The organism is Pseudoalteromonas sp. UBA2102 (assembly GCF_002331165.1).
GTDB classification, from domain to species: Bacteria; Pseudomonadota; Gammaproteobacteria; order Enterobacterales; family Alteromonadaceae; genus Pseudoalteromonas; species Pseudoalteromonas atlantica.
This window is the reverse complement of sequence record NZ_DCYU01000151.1, coordinates 1-19,523: the sequence shown is the minus strand read 5'-3', so window position 1 is coordinate 19,523 and position 19,523 is coordinate 1. Positions and strand designations below refer to the sequence as shown.

At 42.8% G+C, this 19,523-nt stretch carries 16 protein-coding genes; 3 read left to right on the top strand and 13 right to left on the bottom strand.

All coding sequences use genetic code 11. The features are described from left to right. The 12 genes from B2R65_RS19365 to B2R65_RS19310 form a co-directional block, all read right to left on the bottom strand. The coding region (locus tag B2R65_RS19365) for a FlgK family flagellar hook-associated protein (RefSeq protein ID WP_414704512.1) at positions 1 to 828 on the bottom strand (828 nt) is incomplete at its 3' end. A gap of 1 nt (position 829) precedes the next feature. Continuing rightward, positions 830 to 1,846 (bottom strand): flagellar assembly peptidoglycan hydrolase FlgJ, encoded by a 1,017-nt coding sequence (gene flgJ / locus B2R65_RS19360; protein WP_286745444.1) that lies wholly within the window; start codon positions 1,844 to 1,846, stop codon positions 830 to 832. Between the two features lie 135 nt (positions 1,847 to 1,981). Beyond that, complete coding sequence (locus B2R65_RS19355; RefSeq protein WP_004588022.1) at positions 1,982 to 3,076, bottom strand: flagellar basal body P-ring protein FlgI; 1,095 nt, start codon at positions 3,074 to 3,076, stop codon at positions 1,982 to 1,984. 11 nt (positions 3,077 to 3,087) lie between these two features. After that, positions 3,088 to 3,771 carry a flagellar basal body L-ring protein FlgH gene (gene flgH, locus B2R65_RS19350; RefSeq protein WP_004588021.1) on the bottom strand — a complete coding sequence of 228 codons (684 nt, stop codon included), beginning with the start codon at positions 3,769 to 3,771 and terminating at the stop codon, positions 3,088 to 3,090. A gap of 20 nt (positions 3,772 to 3,791) precedes the next feature. Next, positions 3,792 to 4,580: a flagellar basal-body rod protein FlgG gene (gene flgG, locus B2R65_RS19345; RefSeq protein ID WP_004588020.1), complete on the bottom strand. Its 789-nt coding sequence runs from the start codon at positions 4,578 to 4,580 to the stop codon at positions 3,792 to 3,794. A gap of 21 nt (positions 4,581 to 4,601) precedes the next feature. Continuing rightward, positions 4,602 to 5,345, bottom strand: coding sequence for a flagellar basal body rod protein FlgF (locus B2R65_RS19340; RefSeq protein WP_138578866.1), 744 nt, complete (start codon positions 5,343 to 5,345; stop codon positions 4,602 to 4,604). A gap of 176 nt (positions 5,346 to 5,521) precedes the next feature. After that, entirely contained in the window at positions 5,522 to 6,892 is a 1,371-nt protein-coding gene (gene flgE, locus B2R65_RS19335; RefSeq protein WP_286745439.1) for a flagellar hook protein FlgE, read from the bottom strand. A 59-nt stretch (positions 6,893 to 6,951) separates the two neighbouring features. After that, positions 6,952 to 7,632: a flagellar hook assembly protein FlgD gene (locus B2R65_RS19330; protein ID WP_004588017.1), complete on the bottom strand. Its 681-nt coding sequence runs from the start codon at positions 7,630 to 7,632 to the stop codon at positions 6,952 to 6,954. 13 nt (positions 7,633 to 7,645) lie between these two features. Continuing rightward, positions 7,646 to 8,077: a flagellar basal body rod protein FlgC gene (gene flgC, locus B2R65_RS19325; RefSeq protein WP_004588016.1), complete on the bottom strand. Its 432-nt coding sequence runs from the start codon at positions 8,075 to 8,077 to the stop codon at positions 7,646 to 7,648. Between the two features lie 5 nt (positions 8,078 to 8,082). Further along, positions 8,083 to 8,490 carry a flagellar basal body rod protein FlgB gene (gene flgB / locus B2R65_RS19320; protein ID WP_004588015.1) on the bottom strand — a complete coding sequence of 136 codons (408 nt, stop codon included), beginning with the start codon at positions 8,488 to 8,490 and terminating at the stop codon, positions 8,083 to 8,085. Positions 8,491 to 8,634: 144 nt separating this feature from the next. Beyond that, positions 8,635 to 9,465 (bottom strand): CheR family methyltransferase, encoded by an 831-nt coding sequence (locus B2R65_RS19315; protein WP_004588014.1) that lies wholly within the window; start codon positions 9,463 to 9,465, stop codon positions 8,635 to 8,637. Between the two features lie 21 nt (positions 9,466 to 9,486). Beyond that, positions 9,487 to 10,419 carry a chemotaxis protein CheV gene (locus B2R65_RS19310; protein ID WP_004588013.1) on the bottom strand — a complete coding sequence of 311 codons (933 nt, stop codon included), beginning with the start codon at positions 10,417 to 10,419 and terminating at the stop codon, positions 9,487 to 9,489. 140 nt (positions 10,420 to 10,559) lie between these two features. Here B2R65_RS19310 and flgA point away from each other — a divergent pair, with 140 nt between their 5' ends. The 3 genes from flgA to flgN all read left to right on the top strand — a co-directional run bounded on the left by flgA (position 10,560) and on the right by flgN (position 12,091). After that, positions 10,560 to 11,267 (top strand): flagellar basal body P-ring formation chaperone FlgA, encoded by a 708-nt coding sequence (gene flgA / locus B2R65_RS19305; protein WP_286745433.1) that lies wholly within the window; start codon positions 10,560 to 10,562, stop codon positions 11,265 to 11,267. Between the two features lie 76 nt (positions 11,268 to 11,343). Next, positions 11,344 to 11,667 carry a flagellar biosynthesis anti-sigma factor FlgM gene (gene flgM, locus B2R65_RS19300; RefSeq protein ID WP_004588011.1) on the top strand — a complete coding sequence of 108 codons (324 nt, stop codon included), beginning with the start codon at positions 11,344 to 11,346 and terminating at the stop codon, positions 11,665 to 11,667. Then, positions 11,660 to 12,091, top strand: a complete 432-nt coding sequence (flgN, locus tag B2R65_RS19295) for a flagellar protein FlgN (protein ID WP_286745429.1) — start codon at positions 11,660 to 11,662, stop codon at positions 12,089 to 12,091. Before flgM ends, flgN begins: the two co-directional genes overlap by 8 nt. Positions 12,092 to 12,248: 157 nt before the next feature. Here flgN and B2R65_RS19290 read toward each other — a convergent pair. After that, positions 12,249 to 19,523: Ig-like domain-containing protein (locus B2R65_RS19290; RefSeq protein ID WP_286745427.1), on the bottom strand; the 7,275-nt coding region annotated here is incomplete at its 5' end.

Sequence of the window (19,523 nt, the reverse complement as noted above, 5' to 3'; positions counted from 1 at the left end):
CAAGCCGCCAATTTTGCCTTTTAATTTAGTTGCATCTATTTCTAGCGGCACAGCTTTGCCGCCATTAACGTCAAGCGTCAATTCTTTAAAATTAGGATCGGGGTCGCCCGACAGTGAAAACAAGTTAAATGTACCGTTTTCCATAACTAAAGATTCACCGCTGCCCATAAAGACGAGTTTTTCGCCATTAGGGCCATCAAGTGTTTCTATATCAACAAGCTCTGATAATTCACGAATCGCTAAGTCGCGCTGGTTATAAATAGAGCTTGCGTCAGAGGCGTTATTTGTGCCATTTACGACTGCAATTTCTTGGTTTAACGTATTTATATTTTGGATGAGTGAGTTGGCTTCTTCAGAAAAAATCTCAAGCTGCTCATTCACTATACCTTGTTGCTCAAGCACGATACCCGAAAGCCTATCCATTTGATCAACTAAGCTTTGCGCATCGGTCATTACTAATGAGCGAGCAACTGTTGAAGACGGCTGATTTAGCGCCTCTTGCACGTTATTAAATAATGAATTTATGCCCGTTGATAAGTTATTAGACTCTTCTGAAAAAATAGTATCAACACGGTTGGCTTCTGTTACAAATTGATCAAAAAACGATTTATTTGACGTGTCGCGGTTTAACTGCGACTGGGCAAACTCGTTCAATAACCTGTATGTTTCGCCGCGACCTACTTGGTTATCAACCATAGTGGTAAATTCAGTGCGCTCACGAACGTAGCCTTCTGTATTTACATTGGTGATGTTTTTACTGGTCGTTTGCAACAGCTCAGAGCTTGAACGCACCCCAGCACTGGCAATATTTAATAAACTAAACGACATATTACTTCACTCCTTGGGTAAACGCGCTTGTTGCAATATTTTTAAGCTCACTGCTATTTAGCACTTTTTTTATTTTACTCGCGTAATTAGGATCGGTTGCATAGCCTGCTTTTTGTAGCGAATCTAAAAATTCGTTTGGCTGTGCTGTTTTTTGTAATGCTTCTTCGTAGCGTGGGTTTTGCGTTAAAAAATCGACAAAGTCGTTCACGCTTTCTTTTATAGAATCGTAAGCTCTAAAACTTGCTTGTTTTTTAACAGGGGTACCTTGCTCAAATTCAAGCGTTACTTTACTTGCTTTATCGCCTTCCCAGCTTTTATCTGATTTAATATTGAACAGGTTATTTGAGCTATTCCCGTCGCTTTTATTAATAATATGCTTACCCCACCCCGTCTCAAGTGCCGCTTGGGCCACCATTACTGCAGGGTTTAAACCAATTTTTTCGGCCGCTGTTTTAGCATGCTCCCACACTGCACTAACAAACTCTTCAGCATTATTAAACGACGACTGCTGTGTAGGCTGTGTTGTGGTTTTCGTTTGTGTTGCCGCACTGCTGACTACTAAGTCATCTTTATTTGCTTGCTTTACACTGTGCACCTTTTCGTGCGGCAGTTCAGAGCCTGCGCGTTTATCACTCATAAAGTCGTTAGTAGTTCTTAATACTGAGCCAGGCATAAAGTTCTCAGCCTCTGGTGAGAGCTGCTGAACAATTAAATCAGCCAAACCCAAAGACCCATTTGATGAAAGCTCAGAAGAGAGCTGCTGATCGTGCATTTCTTCAAAAAACTTTACACCGCTCGAGTTAAACGGACTGTCTTCATCTTCAAATGCTTCGTTCGCTTTACGCATCCCTTTTAGAAGCATTTGGGTAAAAATAGCTTCAAATTGTGCCGCTGCTTTTTTTAGCGCCGCTTTAGAGGCATCAGTAGATGCATCACCGCTGTTTAAAGCGTCTTGACGTAAAGTATTAAGATTACTTAAATCAAAAAAGTTTTGCTTATCGAGGTGATTTGTTTCCATCAGCTTTTTGACACAAAAATGAATAATGCTTTAAGAAATGCAAAAATTGAGCCAAAGAAAGGTAAACAGTAAAAAGCTTAAGTACCTTTTGAGTACTTAAGCTTTATGTAGAAGGGTAAATATTCTAAAAACTAACTAAATAACAACAAGCTGTCCGTTAATTGCACCCGCTTCTTTAAGCGCTTCTAAAATAGCCATTAGGTCTCCAGGTGCTGCGCCTACTTCATTTATAGCACGCACTAAGTCATCTAAGCTAACGCCGGGGTTAAATACAAACGCACGAGAATCATCTTGATTAACGTCAATAATACTTTGCTGTGTAACAACAGTTTCGCCTTCTGCTAACGGATTAGGCTGCGTTACATTTTGCTGTTCAGCAATTGTGACTGTTAGGCCGCCATGGGTTATTGCCGCAGGCTGTAGCTTCACATTTTTGCCAATGACAATCGTTCCCGTACGTGAATTAACAATAATTTTGGCTGAAGTGTCAGCAGGCTTAAACTCTAGGTTTTCAAGCGTTGATAAATAAGACACTCGTTGCGATGCATCACGTGGTGCAATAACGCGTACTGAGGCAGCGTCAATAGCTTGTGCACTATTAGGGCCTACCAAATTGTTAATTGTTGCTTCTAAACGTTTTGCCGTTGTAAAGTCTGGGCGGTTTAAGTTAAAAGTAATGTAGTCGCCTTGCATAAAAGGGCTTTTAACTTCGCGTTCAACAGTGGCTCCGTTAGGTACGCGGCCAACTGTCGGGGTGTTAATGACCACTTTACTGCCATCAAGCCCTTGTGCTCCTAAACCTCCCACAATTAGGCTACCTTGTGCTATAGCGTATACGTTTCCATCCACCCCTTTTAAGAAAGTTTGGAGCAAGGTGCCGCCACGTAAACTGCCTGCACTGCCAATAGAAGATACCGTAATATCAATTGTTTGACCCGGCTTTCTAAACGGCGGAAGCTCAGCATGGACTGCCACTGCTGCTACGTTTTTAATTTTAGGGCTTTGTGTTGAAGGCAGCGTAATACCAAAACTGTTTAGCATGCCTCTAAAACTTTGTTGCGTGTAAGAGTTTTGCTCCCCTGTACCAGGTAGCCCCACCACTAAACCATAGCCTACCAATTGATTGGCACGTACACCTTCAACCATAGAGACATCTTTTATACGCTCGGCGCTGGCAGAAAATTGCCAGCCTAGCAGTATGATCAAAATAAACGCTTTAATGCTATTCATACTACTATCCTCTAAAACGGAAATAACGAGCTACTAAAGAAACGTGTTAACCACCCTGGGCTTTGCGCTTCTTGTGTTTGTCCTTTACCTGAATATTGAATTCGGGCATTGGCAATTCTATTCGACTCAACCGTGTTATCGGCGCTTACATCTTGCGGACGTACAAGGCCTTCGAGCCTAATAAACTCTTCGCCGGTGTTAAGTGTTAGCCATTTTTCACCACGAATAACTAAATTACCATTGGGTAAAACACGCATAACATTCACCGAGATATCACCCACTAAACTGTTTGACTGATTTGATTTAGAGTCACCGGTAAATGATGAATCACTACCAATGCCAAACTGAATACTGTCGCCACCTATATTGACTGGTAAACCACCTAACCCAATAACGGGGTCTAGGCTGGCTTCGGTTTCTTTATCGGTTTCGGTTTTAGCGGCTTTTGTAGCTTGTGTTGACTCTTCAAGCTTAACGGTAATTATATCGCCGGTTCTAAGTGCTTTTTTGTCTGAATACAAATCATTAAATGTATTGGTGTTAAACAACGAACCCGTTGCAACAACAGGCTCTGCTACAGGCTCTGGGTACATGGGTGCGTAGTAGGGGTCATCTTGAACCACTTCACTATTTTGCGTAGAAACACAGCCACTTAAAAATAAGGTGCCTGCTGCAAATAAAATAACATTACGCATAACTATCCCCTTGTGCACGGTTATAACTGTTGATTGATGTAGCTCATCATTTCGTCAACGGCCGAGATTACTTTTGAGTTCATTTCGTAAACACGTTGAGTTTCGATAAGGTTTACCAATTCTTCCGTTACATTAACGTTTGATGTTTCAAGTGAGCCTTGAATAATAGTACCTAAGCCTTCTACGCCTGGATTACCTTGAACAGGCGCACCACTAACAGCGGTTTCGGTGTAAAGGTTTTGACCAATTGGCTCAAGACCCGATGGATTAATAAAGTCACTAATTGTTAGCTGGCCAATTACCACGTTATCGGCTTGCCCTGCAACGCGTACAGATACTTCACCATCTTGAGAGACTGTAATTGATTGCGCATCATCGGGTACATTCATTTCGGGCTGAACAACAAAACCTGCACCTGAGGTAACAATGCGGCCGTCTTCATCGGTAGTAAATTGCCCATTTCGCGAATACGCAATATTGCCATCGGGTTGCAGCACTTCAAAAAAGCCTTCGCCTGAGATCATCCAATCGAGTGAATTTTCGGTGGTGAGCATATTACCTTGCGTAAACTCTTTTTGGTTAGCAACCACTTTTGCACCCGCACCTAGCATTAGGCCAGATGGCAGCTCGGTATCTTGTGAAGAGCGCCCGCCAGGCTGGTTGATGTTTTGATACAGTAAATCTTCAAAAATAGCGCGGCTCTTTTTGTAACCTACGGTACTGGCATTCGCCAAATTATTTGAAATAACTGAAATATCAGTTTGTTGAGCGTCTAGCCCTGTTTTACTTATCCACAATGCAGGATTCATAAGTATGCCCTCATTTTAAAGTTAAACTATGCGCATCAACTGATCTTGACGTTCGTCAATCTCTTCAGCTGTTTTCATTAGTTTTACTTGTAACTCAAATTGACGTTGGTGGTTGATCATATCGACCATTTCGTGAACTGGATTAACGTTAGACATTTCCAGTGCACCACTTAATACTTTTACATTTTCAGAGGTATCAACGGTTTGCCCAGGTACAGGTCTAAATAAACCATCGTTGCCTTTTTCAAGCTCTCTGCTGTTTCCTTCAACAACGCGCAGCGTGTCTACTTCTTCTAAAAAATTTGCAGGCGCGCCTTGGGGGCGAACCTGTATGGCACCATCTTCACTAAAACTTATTTTTTCAATAGGAACCGGTAAAATTACGGGGCCACCTTCGCCAATAACTTGACGACCATGACTTGTTACCAACATACCTTGCGCAGTAATGTTTAGCGTGCCTACTTTTGTATATGCTTCGTTTCCTGAGTCATCCTGAACGGCAAGCCAGGCGTTATCGCTCATGGCAATATCTAAATCTCGCCCTGTTTCGATTATGCCGCCAGAGGTCATGTTAGAACCCGGTCGCTCTTGCATTGAAAACACACGCGTTGGTAAGCCCTCGCCAAATGCTTGCATAGAGCGCGCTTGCGCAAAGTCAGCTTTAAAACCTGTGGTGTTTGCGTTTGCCAAATTATTGGCTTTAAGTGCAAGCCCTTGTAGGCTTTGCTTAGCGCCAGAGGCTGCAATGTAGACCATTTTGTCCATAACATCGACTCACATAAAAAATCTCTGAGTTGATAAATGCAAAATAGGTGCCAGATTAAATTTGACGCAATATAAGGAAGGTATTGAATGGTTCAGCTACGCTAGTTTCAGCTACATAGCTACAAAAAAGGCTGCAAAAATGCAGCCTTAAAATCTTAACCAAAAATAAGGTTAACTTATCGAATCTGCAAAATACTTTGCTGAATTGTTGAGTTAACTTCAAGCGCTCTTGAGTTCGCTTGGTAGTTACGTTGAGCGGTAATCAAATCAACTAATTCGTTTGTTAAGTTAGTATTTGATTGCTCAAGCGCGGATGAATTAATACTACCAAAAGTGCCCGAGCCTGCTTCACCGGCTACTGGCTCACCAGAGTCAATACTTTGCTTCCAACTGGTATCACCTACTTGCGAAAGGCCTTGAGAGTTTGGAAAGCGAACCATAGCAACTTGGCCTAAATAAGTTGAATCGCCATTACTGTATGAGGCAACAATTTTACCGTCTGTGCCAATATCAATGCCCGCTAAACGACCCACTGTAGAACCATCTTGGTCAAGTGCTTTTACTTCAAAGCCACTTGAGTACTGAGTTGGAATACGGCCAGCTGTGTTGTTTTCATCACGCCAGTTTAGCTCAATACCTGTACTTGGGAATGTTGCGCCGTTATCAAGCATTGACGATAAACCAGTACCTGCACCTGCCGGTAAATTAATTTCATCAAACGTAGTGGCGTTAGTATTTGCTACACCATCTGTTGTGGCGGGTAAACCGCTAGAATCAAAACCAAGTGTGGTAATAGGTGTATATGGTGTAGTTGTTTGCTCTACACCAGATGTACCGTCTACCACTTTACCATCAAGCGTAGCGTATACTTCCCAGCTATTGTCTGTACCACCTGCAGCTGCATCTTCTTCTTTTACAAAAAAGTATTGCAGAATATGTGGTTCACCTAATGAGTCGTAAACAGTAGTAGACGTCGACGAATTATAGGTACCGTTCGATGTCGGATCAAAATCGAGGCCTGTTGCATCAGCTGTTGCATCTAAGTTGAACGATAAAAATACGTTTTCGGTTGCGCGAGGCGAACCAGATGAATCAGGAATTTGAATTGGGTTAGTTGTACTTAGACTTACCGATGTGGTGTCCCCACTTGATGCATCAACCGGAAAAGCTTGTAAGTAATTACCTTTGGCGTCAACCATAAAGTTATCTTGGTTAAGCTTAAATGCACCTGCACGAGTATAGGTTAAATCTTGCGACGAAATATCGTCGGTCATTGCAAAATACCCTTCGCCGGTAATCGCTAAATCTAACGAGTTGTTAGTAAATTGCAGTGAGCCTTGATGAAATTGCTGTGCAACCATGGTTGTTTGCACACCATCACCATTTTTGGTTTTACCTGCACTAAACACAGATGCAGCATATACATCAGCAAATTCAGCCCGCGATTCTTTAAAACCAGTGGTATTTACGTTAGCAATATTATTTGCTGTTACGTCTAAGTCTTTTTGAGCGGCAGCTAGGCCTGTAAGTGCGATATTAAAGCTCATAATTCACCTCTAACTTTTAATCTAATAGCCTGCTAGCAGGCGAAATACTTTTTAATTGGTTATGCGATCTCTGCGACATCAGTCAACCTAACCGCACCCTCTTTAGTGTTAATAATAATGCCACTAGAGCCATTGATATTAACGCTTTCAATGTTTTTGAATGTTGCCACCGGTAAGCTTGAAAACTCGCCGTTGGTACTGCCCTCTGCAGTAATAGTGTATTCGCCCTCTGGTAGGCGCTCACCGGATTCATTATTACCATCCCAGCTAAAGCGCACTGCACCCGCTGCTTGCGAACCCATATCGATAGTTCTAACCAGTTGCCCAGAAGCATCTGTGACTTTAATTGTTAAATTATCAACGGCTTCTTCAGCAACCGCAGACCCTTTTGCCTCTCCGCTTTCGCCAAGCTCAAGCGTATTAGATTCTAAAAGCGCTTGCTTACCAACCAGCGTTGATGCTTGTAAGGCAGAGTTTGAGGTCATTGACGAGGCAAGTGACTCAAAATTTGTGTTTAAATCTGTGATGCCTTGCGCCATGGTAAAATTAGTCATTTGCGCAATCATCTGATCGTTATCAGCCGGATTACTCGGATCTTGATACGATAGCTGCTGAGTTAGCAACGAGAAAAAATCTTCCTGCGTTAATGCATCGCTCTCTTCAGTGGTTGTCGCTACTTGGGTCTCTTGCCAAGTTATAGAGTCCAAAAAAGATGAACTAGTACTAATATCGTTACTCATAACCTACCCTCGGTTATCGCTGCCCAAGTAACAGCGTTTTGCTTAACATTTGCTTAGCTGCATCGGCAACTTGCACGTTTGTTTGATAAGAGCGAGAAGCAGAGATCATATTTGCCATCTCCTCAACAACATTAACGTTGGGTTTATAGATATAGCCATTTTCATCCGCACTGGGGTGATTAGGGTTATATTCAATTTGTAGTGGTTTGTTACTCTCAACAATTCCCAGCACTTTAACACCAACAGCGGAGCCCTGAGGGTTGCTGGCTGAGGCAGACGCTTTCGTCAGCTCGGCAGCAAATACAGGTTGGCGTGCTCGGTAAGTTTTGTCTTGGGATGAACTAATTGTATTAGCATTCGAAATATTACTCGCGGTGGTATTTAAGCGAACATTTTGTGCACTCATACCACTGCCTGAAATATCAAAAACGTTATATAAACTCATAATTATTATCCTTGACTACCGAGCGCTTTATTCAGGCCCTTAAATTTACTACTTAAAAATTGCAGGCTTGCCTGATACTCCATCGCATTCTGTGTATACAAGTTTCGTTCCACCTGTATATCAACTGAGTTACCATCGCCTGTATCCCCTTGATTTGGATTGCGAAATAATTCAGAACCACCTACACTTCGAGTACCGCCAGCAATGTGTTTTTCATTGGTAGTAACCATGCTATTGCCGCTTTGCTGAGTTGACCTTGCCGCTTTTAATGCTGAGGCAAAGTCGATATCTTTTGCTTTATAGCCAGGCGTATCAGCATTCGCTATATTTGTGGCAAGTACTTCTGCCCGCTGTGAGCGGATCAACATTGCATGCGGGTGCACACCTAATGCTTTATCAAAACTGATAGCCATAACGTTCTCCAAAAAATTGACTTGCTTAAGTTAAAGCAATTTATAAGCCAGTAGTTTTTAGTTACGTTATTTTTTTATAGAGGGTTGTTATTAAATAAAAAAACGACGCTAAGAACGTCGTTTTTTAATAACAAAGTGATAGGATTATTTTTTTTGGTAGATGATTCCAGGGTTACAACGAACCATATCAAACTCATTACTTAAGCCCGTCATCGACTCCGACGCACCTAAAAATAAATACCCTTTTGGGTTTAGTGCTTGGGCAAACTGACCAATTATTTTTGCTTTAACCTCTGGTGAAAAATATATAAGGACATTGCGGCAAAAAATAATATCAAACTTCCCCATTAAGGCGTAAGAATCAAGCAAGTTTAAATGTCTAAAGCTCACCTGTTTTCTGACTGAGTCGACAACTTTTGCCATACCGTTGCCGCTATCCATAAAGTACTTTTTACGGCGCTCTGCAGATAGGCCTCGCGCTAATGCCAACGCATCATATTCAGCGTTTTTACACATATCGAGCATTGTGTTAGAAATATCAGTACCAATAATTTGTGCCCCCATACGCAACACGCCCGGTTGCTTGGCCTGAAACTCAGCAACAGACATGGCAATAGAGTATGGTTCTTGGCCTGAAGAGCTGGCCGCTGACCAAATTTTTAATGGTCGGCGGGCGTCCTTAAACTCTGGAAACAGTTTATTTTTTAAAAGCTCAAATGGATATTGATCCCTAAACCACAAGGTTTCGTTAGTGGTCATGGCATCAACTACAGCGGCTCTAAGTTGCCGCTCATGAGGGCCAAGCGTTTTACTCACTAATTGTGATAAAGATTCAACATTAAAACGAGCCATAAGCGGCGCAAGCCTACTTTTTACTAAATACTGCTTGTTTTCGCCTAGCACAATACCACATTGCTGCTCTAAAAATGAGCGAAACTGATCGTAGTCACTTTGCTGCAAATCTTTATTATTCAAATTAATAACACCTATTGTTGTTTAGTCGCAATGAACCCATTTTTTAACTGCAGTAGCCAATTCATCAGGGTTAAATTTTGCTATAAAGTCATCCGCGCCTACTTTTTCGATCATCGCCTGATTAAACACCCCACTCAAAGAAGTGTGTAAAATAACATGTAGAGGCGCTAATTTTGGATCTGCTTTAATTTCTGCTGTTAATGTATAGCCGTCCATTTCAGGCATTTCAACATCAGAGATAAGTAAACCTACACGCTCAGTAATATCATTTTTACAATCAAGCTCGGCTATTTCTTTAAGCCTAACTAAAGCCTCTTTACCATTTTTTGCAAGCTCAGTTTGCACGCCAAGTGGCTCAAGTGCTCTTTTTACTTGGTTACGTGCAACAGCTGAATCGTCGGCAATAAATACTATGCGCTCGCCTAAATCTTTTTGTATTGCACTATCGGCAGCAAGGTCGGCACTAACCTCGGTATTTACTGGACAAATTTCGTTTAAGATTTTTTCTACATCGAGAATTTCGACCAATTCGTTTTCAATCTCGGTAACGGCAGTTAAATAAGAGTAACGCCCTGCTCCTGACGGAGGTGGCATTATTTTTTCCCAGTTCATATTAACGATTCGCTCAACGCCGCCGACTAAAAAGCCCTGCACAGAACGATTGTATTCTGCAATTATAATGAAGCTGTCTTTTACATTTTCAATAGGGCGGCCGCCTACGGCCATTGATAAGTCGATAACTGAAATAGTTTGACCACGAATATGCGCCACACCCCGAATGTATGCATTTGATTTAGGCATACTCGTTAAAGGAGGACATTGCAGTACTTCTCTTACTTTAAATACATTGATCCCAAAACGCTGACGCCCTCTGAGCTTAAATAATAGTAATTCTAGGCGGTTCTGCCCAACCAACTGGGTGCGTTGGTTTACTGAGTCTAAAATGCCTGCCATTCAAATCTCCTAAAGAAAACAAATAATGCGGAACGATAATTGCTTTCTGTCTATAAAGCTACATAACATCGCGGGAGCGCCTACTTTTTGACGCAAAATATTTATACCCTGTTTGAAACCATAAGCATAGTCGAAACATTATGAGTTTGTTAAAAAAAGTCAGAAGATACAGTGTTTTTTATTTTCTTGCTAGCCTCTGCTTAGCAACACCTTTACATGCAAAAGTGTTTAGTAAAGATTTATTACAAGAAATAGCAATTTCTCATATTGCAGAGCAAGTTACCGTGCCACTTGAAAAAAATGTGGAGATTACCGCGCTTGCCCTCGATAGCCGCATTCCTGATAGAGTATGCGAAAACGAGCCAGAATTAGTCGTGCCAAATGAGCCGCCATTTACACGCCAGGTGACTGTACAAATAAAATGTAACGACACGCAAAGCTGGACTCAATATGTCCATGTAAGAATCGTTAAAATGGCGCCCGTTGTGGTTGCCACGGCAAATTTAGCCCGTGGTGAAGTTATTACTAAGTCTCATTTAAGCGTACAAATGAAGCCTTCACAGTTTGTTAGGGTACAATATTTAGATGACCCTTTAATGCTTATTGGCAGCCGCAGTAAGCGAAATATAAGAAGCGGTATGCCGGTTTTGCTCAACCAAATTTGTATGGTTTGCAAAGGCGACGCTGTTAATATTTATGCGAGTATTAAAGGACTTAGAATAAAAACCACGGGGATAGCACTTGAAGATGGCACCCTTGGTGAGCAAGTACAGATAAAGAATAAAAAATCCGGTAAAATTTTGAATGCACGCGTAGATGGTGTAGAGTCTGTGCAAGTAAATATTTAATTTCGATTTATACTAAAGTATCCTATGTATATGCCGATAACTTGGCATAAGTTGGGTAATATACAGGTTTATTATTATGGTTAATCAAGTTAATGGCAGTAATCAACAAGCTAATGCGCTTACAAACGCAAAACAGCAACAAGTTGATATTAAAAAAGATAACGCTGCAAGTACACAAACAACACAGACTCCTTCGCCTAAAGCGGCGAGCGATTCAGTGAGCCTGACGCCCCAAGCACAGCAGTTAAAAACACTGCAAGATAAAGCACAGCAATCATCTGGCTTTGATAGTGAAAAGGTCGCTGAGCTTAAAAAAGCGATTACCGAAGGTAAATACCAAATTGATGCTGAAAAGCTGACTAAAAACTTAGCTGATTTTGAGTTTAACGTATATGGCTGATCACAATAGTTTAATTAGCGTTAAATTAAATGAACAAGTTAAATGCTTGGATTCATTATATGCGTTATTAAACGAAGAGCTTAGTATTATTGCCTCTCGCAGAGGTGAAGGTTTAAAAGAACTTGCCCAACAAAAAATGTCTTTTTTAACTAAGCTTACGCAGCTCGATAAAGAGTTGAATAAACTTTTTACTGCAAATGATGAAAATGCCCCTGAAGTGACTGAACGAGTAGCGCAAGTTAAAGCGCAGCTAGCGCAGTGCCAAAAACAAAATAAAGTAAACTCACATGCTGCCCGCCAAGCACACTTAAGTGTAAAACAATTAAAAGATATTTTAATTGGCGCCCCAACCAGTATGACTTACGACCAAGGCGGTAGTGTAGTTAATACCGACAGCAAGCTGGTTCGTAACCTAAAAGCTTAACTGTTTTTATCTATCCTAATTTATTAAAAAAGCCCTTATTGAAGTCTCAATAAGGGCTTTTTTAGGTTTACTACTTAGCACAAAATAATAACCACACTTTTGATTAAGTGAGTTTTAGAAACCCACTTCAGCTATTTAACTGAAGTGGGTTACTGATTTAAATATCTGTTTGATTATTACCATTTTCAATTAAGTGTTTAATCATTTCCTCTGATTGATTTTGAACATCAACTGCAGGCGCTGCCTCATCAACACTTCCTCCACTTTGTGCAGGGCTATAAGCAATTGCAGAGCCTTCATCGTCAATCAAAGTATTAAGAGCAACGAGTTGCTCGGTGTCTTCGTCAATAATTACATCATTGATATTAAGGGGCTCTGTAGAGCTCATTGACACCGTTTGATCTGTACTCGATAAAGCACTTACATTACTTAAATTAACAGTTTCTCCTAAAGCATCGCTGGTTACTGCTGCATTTGGCATAGTAGCGCCTAATGCTGCTTCTTCGCTAAACGGCTCAGCGGCTCCTTCTAAGCCAAATGTTGTATCGGTGGCACTTGCACTGCTTCCTGCGCTAGCAAGTTGTGGGTCGTTTCCTTGGTCAATAATATTGTCATTAATATCCTTAATTAAATAATTACCGGCTTCATCAACTGTGATAAAGCGATAATCAGACCAAGAACCTAAATCAAGAACTGATAATAATGAACTCCAATTTCCATTCTCATCAGGTTGAATTTCCATAGCGCTTTCTAGCACATTTAAGTTTAGGTTTAACACCTCAAGGCCAAGTAAATTTGCTCCTACAACATATACACTATTTCCTTCTTCTACTGTGCCTTCTGCAGTTAAACCTATTCCTAGTAAGCCCCAGTAATAGTTAGACACTTCGAAGTCTACCGGCGTTGAGTCAATCACTAACCCAGATAAACTTCCACTTGAAGTAACATTTCCAGATTCATCAGTAGCGGTAGCCGTTACAGTGTATGCCCCATCGAGTAAAGCGTTGTCTGGTGATACGCTCCATACACCTGTCTCACCCGCTGTTGTATCCTTGGTTACCACAGTACCGCTTTCATCTATAAAGCTTACGGTAATATCTTCATTTGCTCCTGCGGTACCGGAGATCTTAGGTGTGCTATCGGCTGTTAATTCTAAACCAGAGTTAATTACTATGCCTGAATCAACTATGCTGCTTATAGATTGCTCGCCAATATTACCTGCATTATCAAGTACGCTTACATCAACACTGTAATTCCCTTCGCTAAGAGGCTGCGAAGCTGTAACACTCCACGACCCATCTGTGTTTACTGTTGTTGAAACATTGTGTGTTTCACCTAGTGCGTCAGTAAACATCACCATAACTGCAGCTCCAGCAAAACTTCCGGTTACCGAGCCTGTAATAGTCGGTGTGGTATCTTGGCCTACTGCAATAGGGTCTATAAATACAATAGGTGCTGTGTAATCAGTACTTGAAACCATGGTATCGCTTGATGAGTTTCCTGCAGCATCACTCACTGTTGCAGTAGCACTAAAACCGCCTTCACTAAGCGGCGTAACAGCTGTGACTGACCAAGTTCCGTTACCTGCCACTTGCGCAGTTAATGTTTGCGAATCACTATTAGCATCAGTAAGTACTACGCTTATGGTTGTACCTGCCGGAGCATCACTTGTACCTGAGATGGTTGGCAGTGAGTTATTCGTAGCTGCAAGTTCATTAATTTCAATTGTAGGCGGAGTTAAGTCAACTATGCCATTAAGACTTGTAGAGCTTGTAAGGTTTAAGTTTTCGACTGTTGCATCAACCGTAAACGCACCTTCAGCTAATGGAATGGTCGGTATTAATGTCCATACACCAGCAATAGCTTGAGTGTTATAGGTTGTTGCATTACCACTGCTATCTGTAATAACCACTTCTACATTACCGTTTATTACATCGGTAGTACCACTAATAGTTGGGGTTGTATCGCTTGTATCTATTATTGGGTTAATTAATAGACTCGGTAAAGTGGTGCTCACAACGCCCGTTTGCGTCACCGTTGCTATATTGCCTGCGTTATCAATACTAATAGCCTCAACGGTTAAATCGCCCTCAGCAAGTAAAGGTGCAACAACAAGCCACGTGCCATCTCCTAATACTGTTGTAGTAACTTCATAAAGTGTGTTTGTAGAGTCGGTAATATTAACAGTTATTAAGCTACCGGTTTCTTCGTCACTGGTGCCAGTAATAGTAGGCGTTAATGTATTAAGTACACCAAAAGCGTCTATTTCTAACGATGGCGGTATGGTATCAATCGTCACTTGCTCAGTAGCAGACTGGCCTAGATTACCCGCAGCATCAGTAATACTTGCGAACACACTATATATACCATCAGGTAGGCTAGTGGTTACTAATGACCACGTGCCATCGCTACCAACAAGGGCATCAAAGACTGTTGCGTTGCCGTTACTATCTATCACAGTTACATCAATGTCTGTGCCTTGAGCTTCTTCAGAAGTACCAGAAATAGTTAGAAGGTCAGTATTGCTGATGCTCAACGGTAAAATATCTACCACAGGCACTAACGTATCAACAACAAACTCGAGCGTTTGTGTTACTACATTGCCGGCATCATCAGTGATACTCACGTTGGCAACATGCTGCCCTTCAGTCAGCGCATCAACCTCCAGTGAAAATAGCCCTGCTGCATTCACTGTTGTTGTTAGTACTGAGCCTCCGTCCAGCTGAATCTCTACCACTCCATTAATTAAATCACTGGTCCCTTGAATAATTGGAGTAGAATCTGACGTTGTACCAATCACTTGCAAATTAAGCGTTGGCGAGATGGTATCTACTACACTGCTTAGCAGCTGTGTAGCTGTGATCCCGACTTCACTTAATACATTTACAGTTACAGTAAACACGCCCTCAGCAAGTGATTGAGGAACCTGTACAGTCCATGAATTATCTGCCTGCACTATAGCAACCAAATCTTGTGCTATGTTATCGCTATCTACCACTCTAACTAGCACTTCGGTGCCTGGGGCTTGGTCTGTTGACCCGCTAATTACTGGTAAATCACCCTCGCCAGCTACAAAGTCAACCACCGCATTAAGTAACGGCGTTGAAGCATCTACATCTGCCGTCGTTATAGTGGTGGTGTTACCCGCTTCATCAGTTGCGGAGGCTTCAACAACTGATAAGCCAATAATATTAACCGCTAGGCCTAATAACTCCCAATCACCATTGGCATCGGTGGTTACATCGTAAGTTAAGTTAGCCAAATCGCCTGCTAATTCTAAATTAACGGTGACTGTTTTACCTTCACCTAAATCGGAAGTACCAGATAAAGATACTAGCTGTCCTAATACGAACGAAGGCACAATAGTCAGCTCTGGCCCTACTGTATCTACTTCGCCACCTGTTTTACTATCAACAGAGGTATTTCCTGCGCTATCAGTAATCGTTGCCGAAACACTGTAAACCCCTTCTGCTAATACGTTGTCTGCAGCGGCTTGCCAGTCTCCATTAGCATCCGTTTGTACGGTAATTTGATGCGATGCGCCAGCTGAGTCGGTAAACGTAACGAAAACGTTTGTATTTGGCTCGTTTGATGTGCCACTAATTAATGGCGTGCTGTCTTGGGTAAGTATTAATGAACTTTGATCAATACTAATTTCTGGCGCAATTGTATCTATATTAGCGTTAGTGATATTGCTGCCTGTATTTCCGGCATTATCAGTAATAAATACTTCTACTGAATATGCCCCTTGCGAAAGACTATTGCTTGCCTCTACTGACCAAGTTCCACCGGCTTGCACCGTTGTATTGACAGTATGCGCATTACCTTGGAAGTCGGTAAATACCACAGCAACCACATCTCCTACGGCTGCACCTGTTACACTGCCAGAAACGCTAGGTGTTAAATCTGTACTACCTACAATATCGTTAATGCTAACCACTGGTGCGGTTATATCAACCACACCGGTAGTGCTAGTATTTACAGGGTTGCCCGCGGTATCACTTGTTGATGCAGTAACAGTATACGTGCCTTCGCTAAGCGATAAAGGAGCTGCAACTGACCATGTGCCATTTGCACCTACTGTGGCATTAACTGTTTGCTCGGCGCCTAAGCTATCTGTAATCAAAATAGCGACTATGGCGCCTTGTGGGGCTGTACTTGTACCTGAAATTGTAGGCGTTGTATCATTACTCGTTAGTAGCGGTGTAATATTCAATTCTGGGGCTGTTAAATCTATCAGCCCTGTATCTGTTGCACTGCTGGTTAAGCCACCTTCAGTCACATTGGCTGAAACAGTAAACGTGCCCTCAGGAAGGATATTTGTCGCATCTACACTCCATGCATTATCAGTTACAGTTGTTGTAACCGTGTGCGAGACATTATTAATATCGGTAATTGTAACCGTAACTAGCGTACCATTTGCAGCACTACTTGACCCAGAAAGCGTAGGTGTTTGATCGTTTGTATCAACAATAGTGTTTATATTAATGGTAGGTGCATTAGTATTAAGCGTGGCAGTAGCATTTGCTTCACTACTGTTACCTGCAGTATCAGTAATACTTGCTGAAACTGTCACTTGTCCATCAGTTAATGGCGTGGTTACATCAACACTCCACACTCCGCCTGCTCCCACAGTCGTTGCGTAGGTATCAGTGCTATCACCATCAGTAATTGTGACATTAATTGTAGTACCTTCAACCTCATTAGATGTACCTGAAATAGTAGGCGTGCTGCTATTAATTGTACCTAATGCGTCAATGGTAATGGTTGGTGCTTGAGTATCAACAAGCCCTGTTCCAGTCGCTGAACCTGTATTATTAGCATCGTCGGTAATACTAACAACAACACTGTAATTTCCTTCAGGTAAATTAGGCGCTGTTGTTTGCCAATTACCATTTGCATCAACCGTAGCGGCTAACGTATGCGTATCACCATTACTATCTGTAATAACAATATCTACATTTGTGCCAGTAGGTTCACCAGATGTACCACTAATAACTGGCGTATCTGTGTTAAATACGGTTATGTCGTCCAATGCGACTATTGGTATCTGAGTATCAATTGTTAAGTCGATTGTTGTGTTAGTGATATTATTGGCGTCGTCAGCAACATTAATTTGCGCCGTATAGTTACCATCTGTAAGTGCAGTTGGTACCTCTACCTGCCAATTTCCATCAGCATCTACTACCGCAAAAAAGGTTTGGCCATCAATGCTAATTATTACATCAGCACCTATAGCATCACTGGTGCCTGATAGGGTTGGCGTTGTATCTGCTGTAGTGTCGATAGGATTAACGCTAAGAGTAGGTGCTATGCTGTCTATTTCACCTTGTGCTTGCTCAGTGGTTAAATTACCCACATCGTCTCTTACCTCTGCGGTAACAGTGTACTGCCCTTGTGCTAACTCGGTTGGCACTTCAACAGACCAACTTCCATTAGCTTGAACTATGGCCGTAAACTGCTGGCTTTGACCTGCACTATCTACGACGGTTAGTTCTACCTCGGTTCCTTGAACCATATCAGTAACACCAGAGATCACAGGCGTTGCATCGTTCGATAAGGCATCAACAGTCACAGTGAGCGCAGGTGCTTCATTATCAAAATTAAGTGAGTTGACGCTCGCAACATTGCCGGCTGCATCACTTGCAGTTGCAGTAACATACGCAAGACTAAGCAAAGGTACTGTTATGTTGGCAAGTCCCCATGTGCCATCAGCATTCGTGGTAGCAGTGTACGTTGCGCCCACTAAACCACCGACTAAATACTCGGTAATTGTGATCACTGACCCTTCTGGTAAATCAGAATCCCCAGAAAGAGAGACTAAATTGCCTAGGGCAAACGAAGGAATGATCTCTAAAGTCGGTGGAGTTACATCCACTTCGCCGCTGTCTGTCCCTGTGCCCGTGTTGCCCGCTGCATCCGTGATGCTCGCGCTCACACTGTAGTTTCCTTCGGCTAAATCAGTCGCTGGGGTGGCACTCCAATTACCATTCGCATCAGTTTGTACATCAATAGTTTGTACGGCATTGGCTGCATCGGTAAAGGTTATCGTAACGGTGCTGTTTGGTGCATCACTGGTGCCCGTAACCGTTGGGGTGCTGTCGTTGGTGAGCGCTGGTGCATCCACACTCACACTTGGCGCGGTGGTATCGATGTTACCGCTGCCGGTGATATCAGTGCTGTTACCTGCATCATCGCTAATGCTGGCCTCAATGCTGTACGGTCCTTCTGCAAGTGCCGTCGGTACTTCCACTGAGAAATTGCCGCTCGCATCCACGGTGGTGGTAAAGGTTTGCTGGGCTCCTAAATCATCGATAACCGTAAAGGTGATCACGGTGCCTTCAACCGCATCACTGGTGCCGCTTAGGGTTGGTGTAACATCGTTACTTGAACCTGGGCTGGTTAAATCAAGTGTTGGCGCAATGGTATCAACCTCCCCTGCGCCTGTGGCGGTCGCTGTGTTACCCGCTGCATCGCTTACACTTGCACTTACGGTATAACTGCCTTCAGCAACTACTTGTGAGGCAGCCACACTCCACGTGCCATTAGCTCCTAGGGTCGTTGTAACCGTATGGGTCACATTATTACTATCGGTGATCTCTACAGTTACGGTGCTGCCTTGCGGTGCATTCGCGGTGCCGGTGATCGTTGGGGTTGTATCATTGGTAACAACTAGCTCATTCACTTCAATCGCTGGCATAGTGGTGTCAATAATACCGGTTTCTGTGGCGCTGCCGATATTACCCAGACCATCGTCTACCTCGGCGGTCACTGTGTATTCGCCTTCAGCTAATTCAGTTGGTGCGTCAACGCTCCATACGCCACCGGTTACTGTGGTATCAACAGTCGTAATATTACCCGCGCTATCTTCAAACGTTAAGCTAATGATAGTGCCATCGGCTGCATCACTTGTCCCATTAATGGTTGGTGTGGTGTCGTTGGTATCAACTAAGGTATTAATGCTAATGCTTGGCGCGGTGGTGTTCAGCGTGGCGGTTTCACTAACCGTAGTGGTGTTACCAGCGTTGTCGCTCACACTGGCTTCAATGGTCAGCTCACCATCAACCAGAGCATTTGGTACATCGGCTGACCAGCTGCCACCCGCTTGGACTGTGGCTGTAAAGGTTTCGGTGGTAATGCCATCGCTGACGCTGATGCTAATTACCGTGCCGGCTGGTGCATTCGTGGTACCACTAATAGTTGGCGTGCTGTCGTTGGTAGCGCCCACAGTATCGAGTGTCAGTGTCGGTGCAAGGCTATCTATAGTGCCCGATTGCGTAGCGCCTCCTGTATTGCCCGCCGCATCCGTAATGCTGGCTTGTACATTGTAGCTGCCATCAGGTAATTCTGGGCTGATTGCTTGCCAGTTGCCGTTGACATCAACGGTGGCGGTGAGTGGTGTTTCATCGCCATTACTGTCGGTGATTACAAT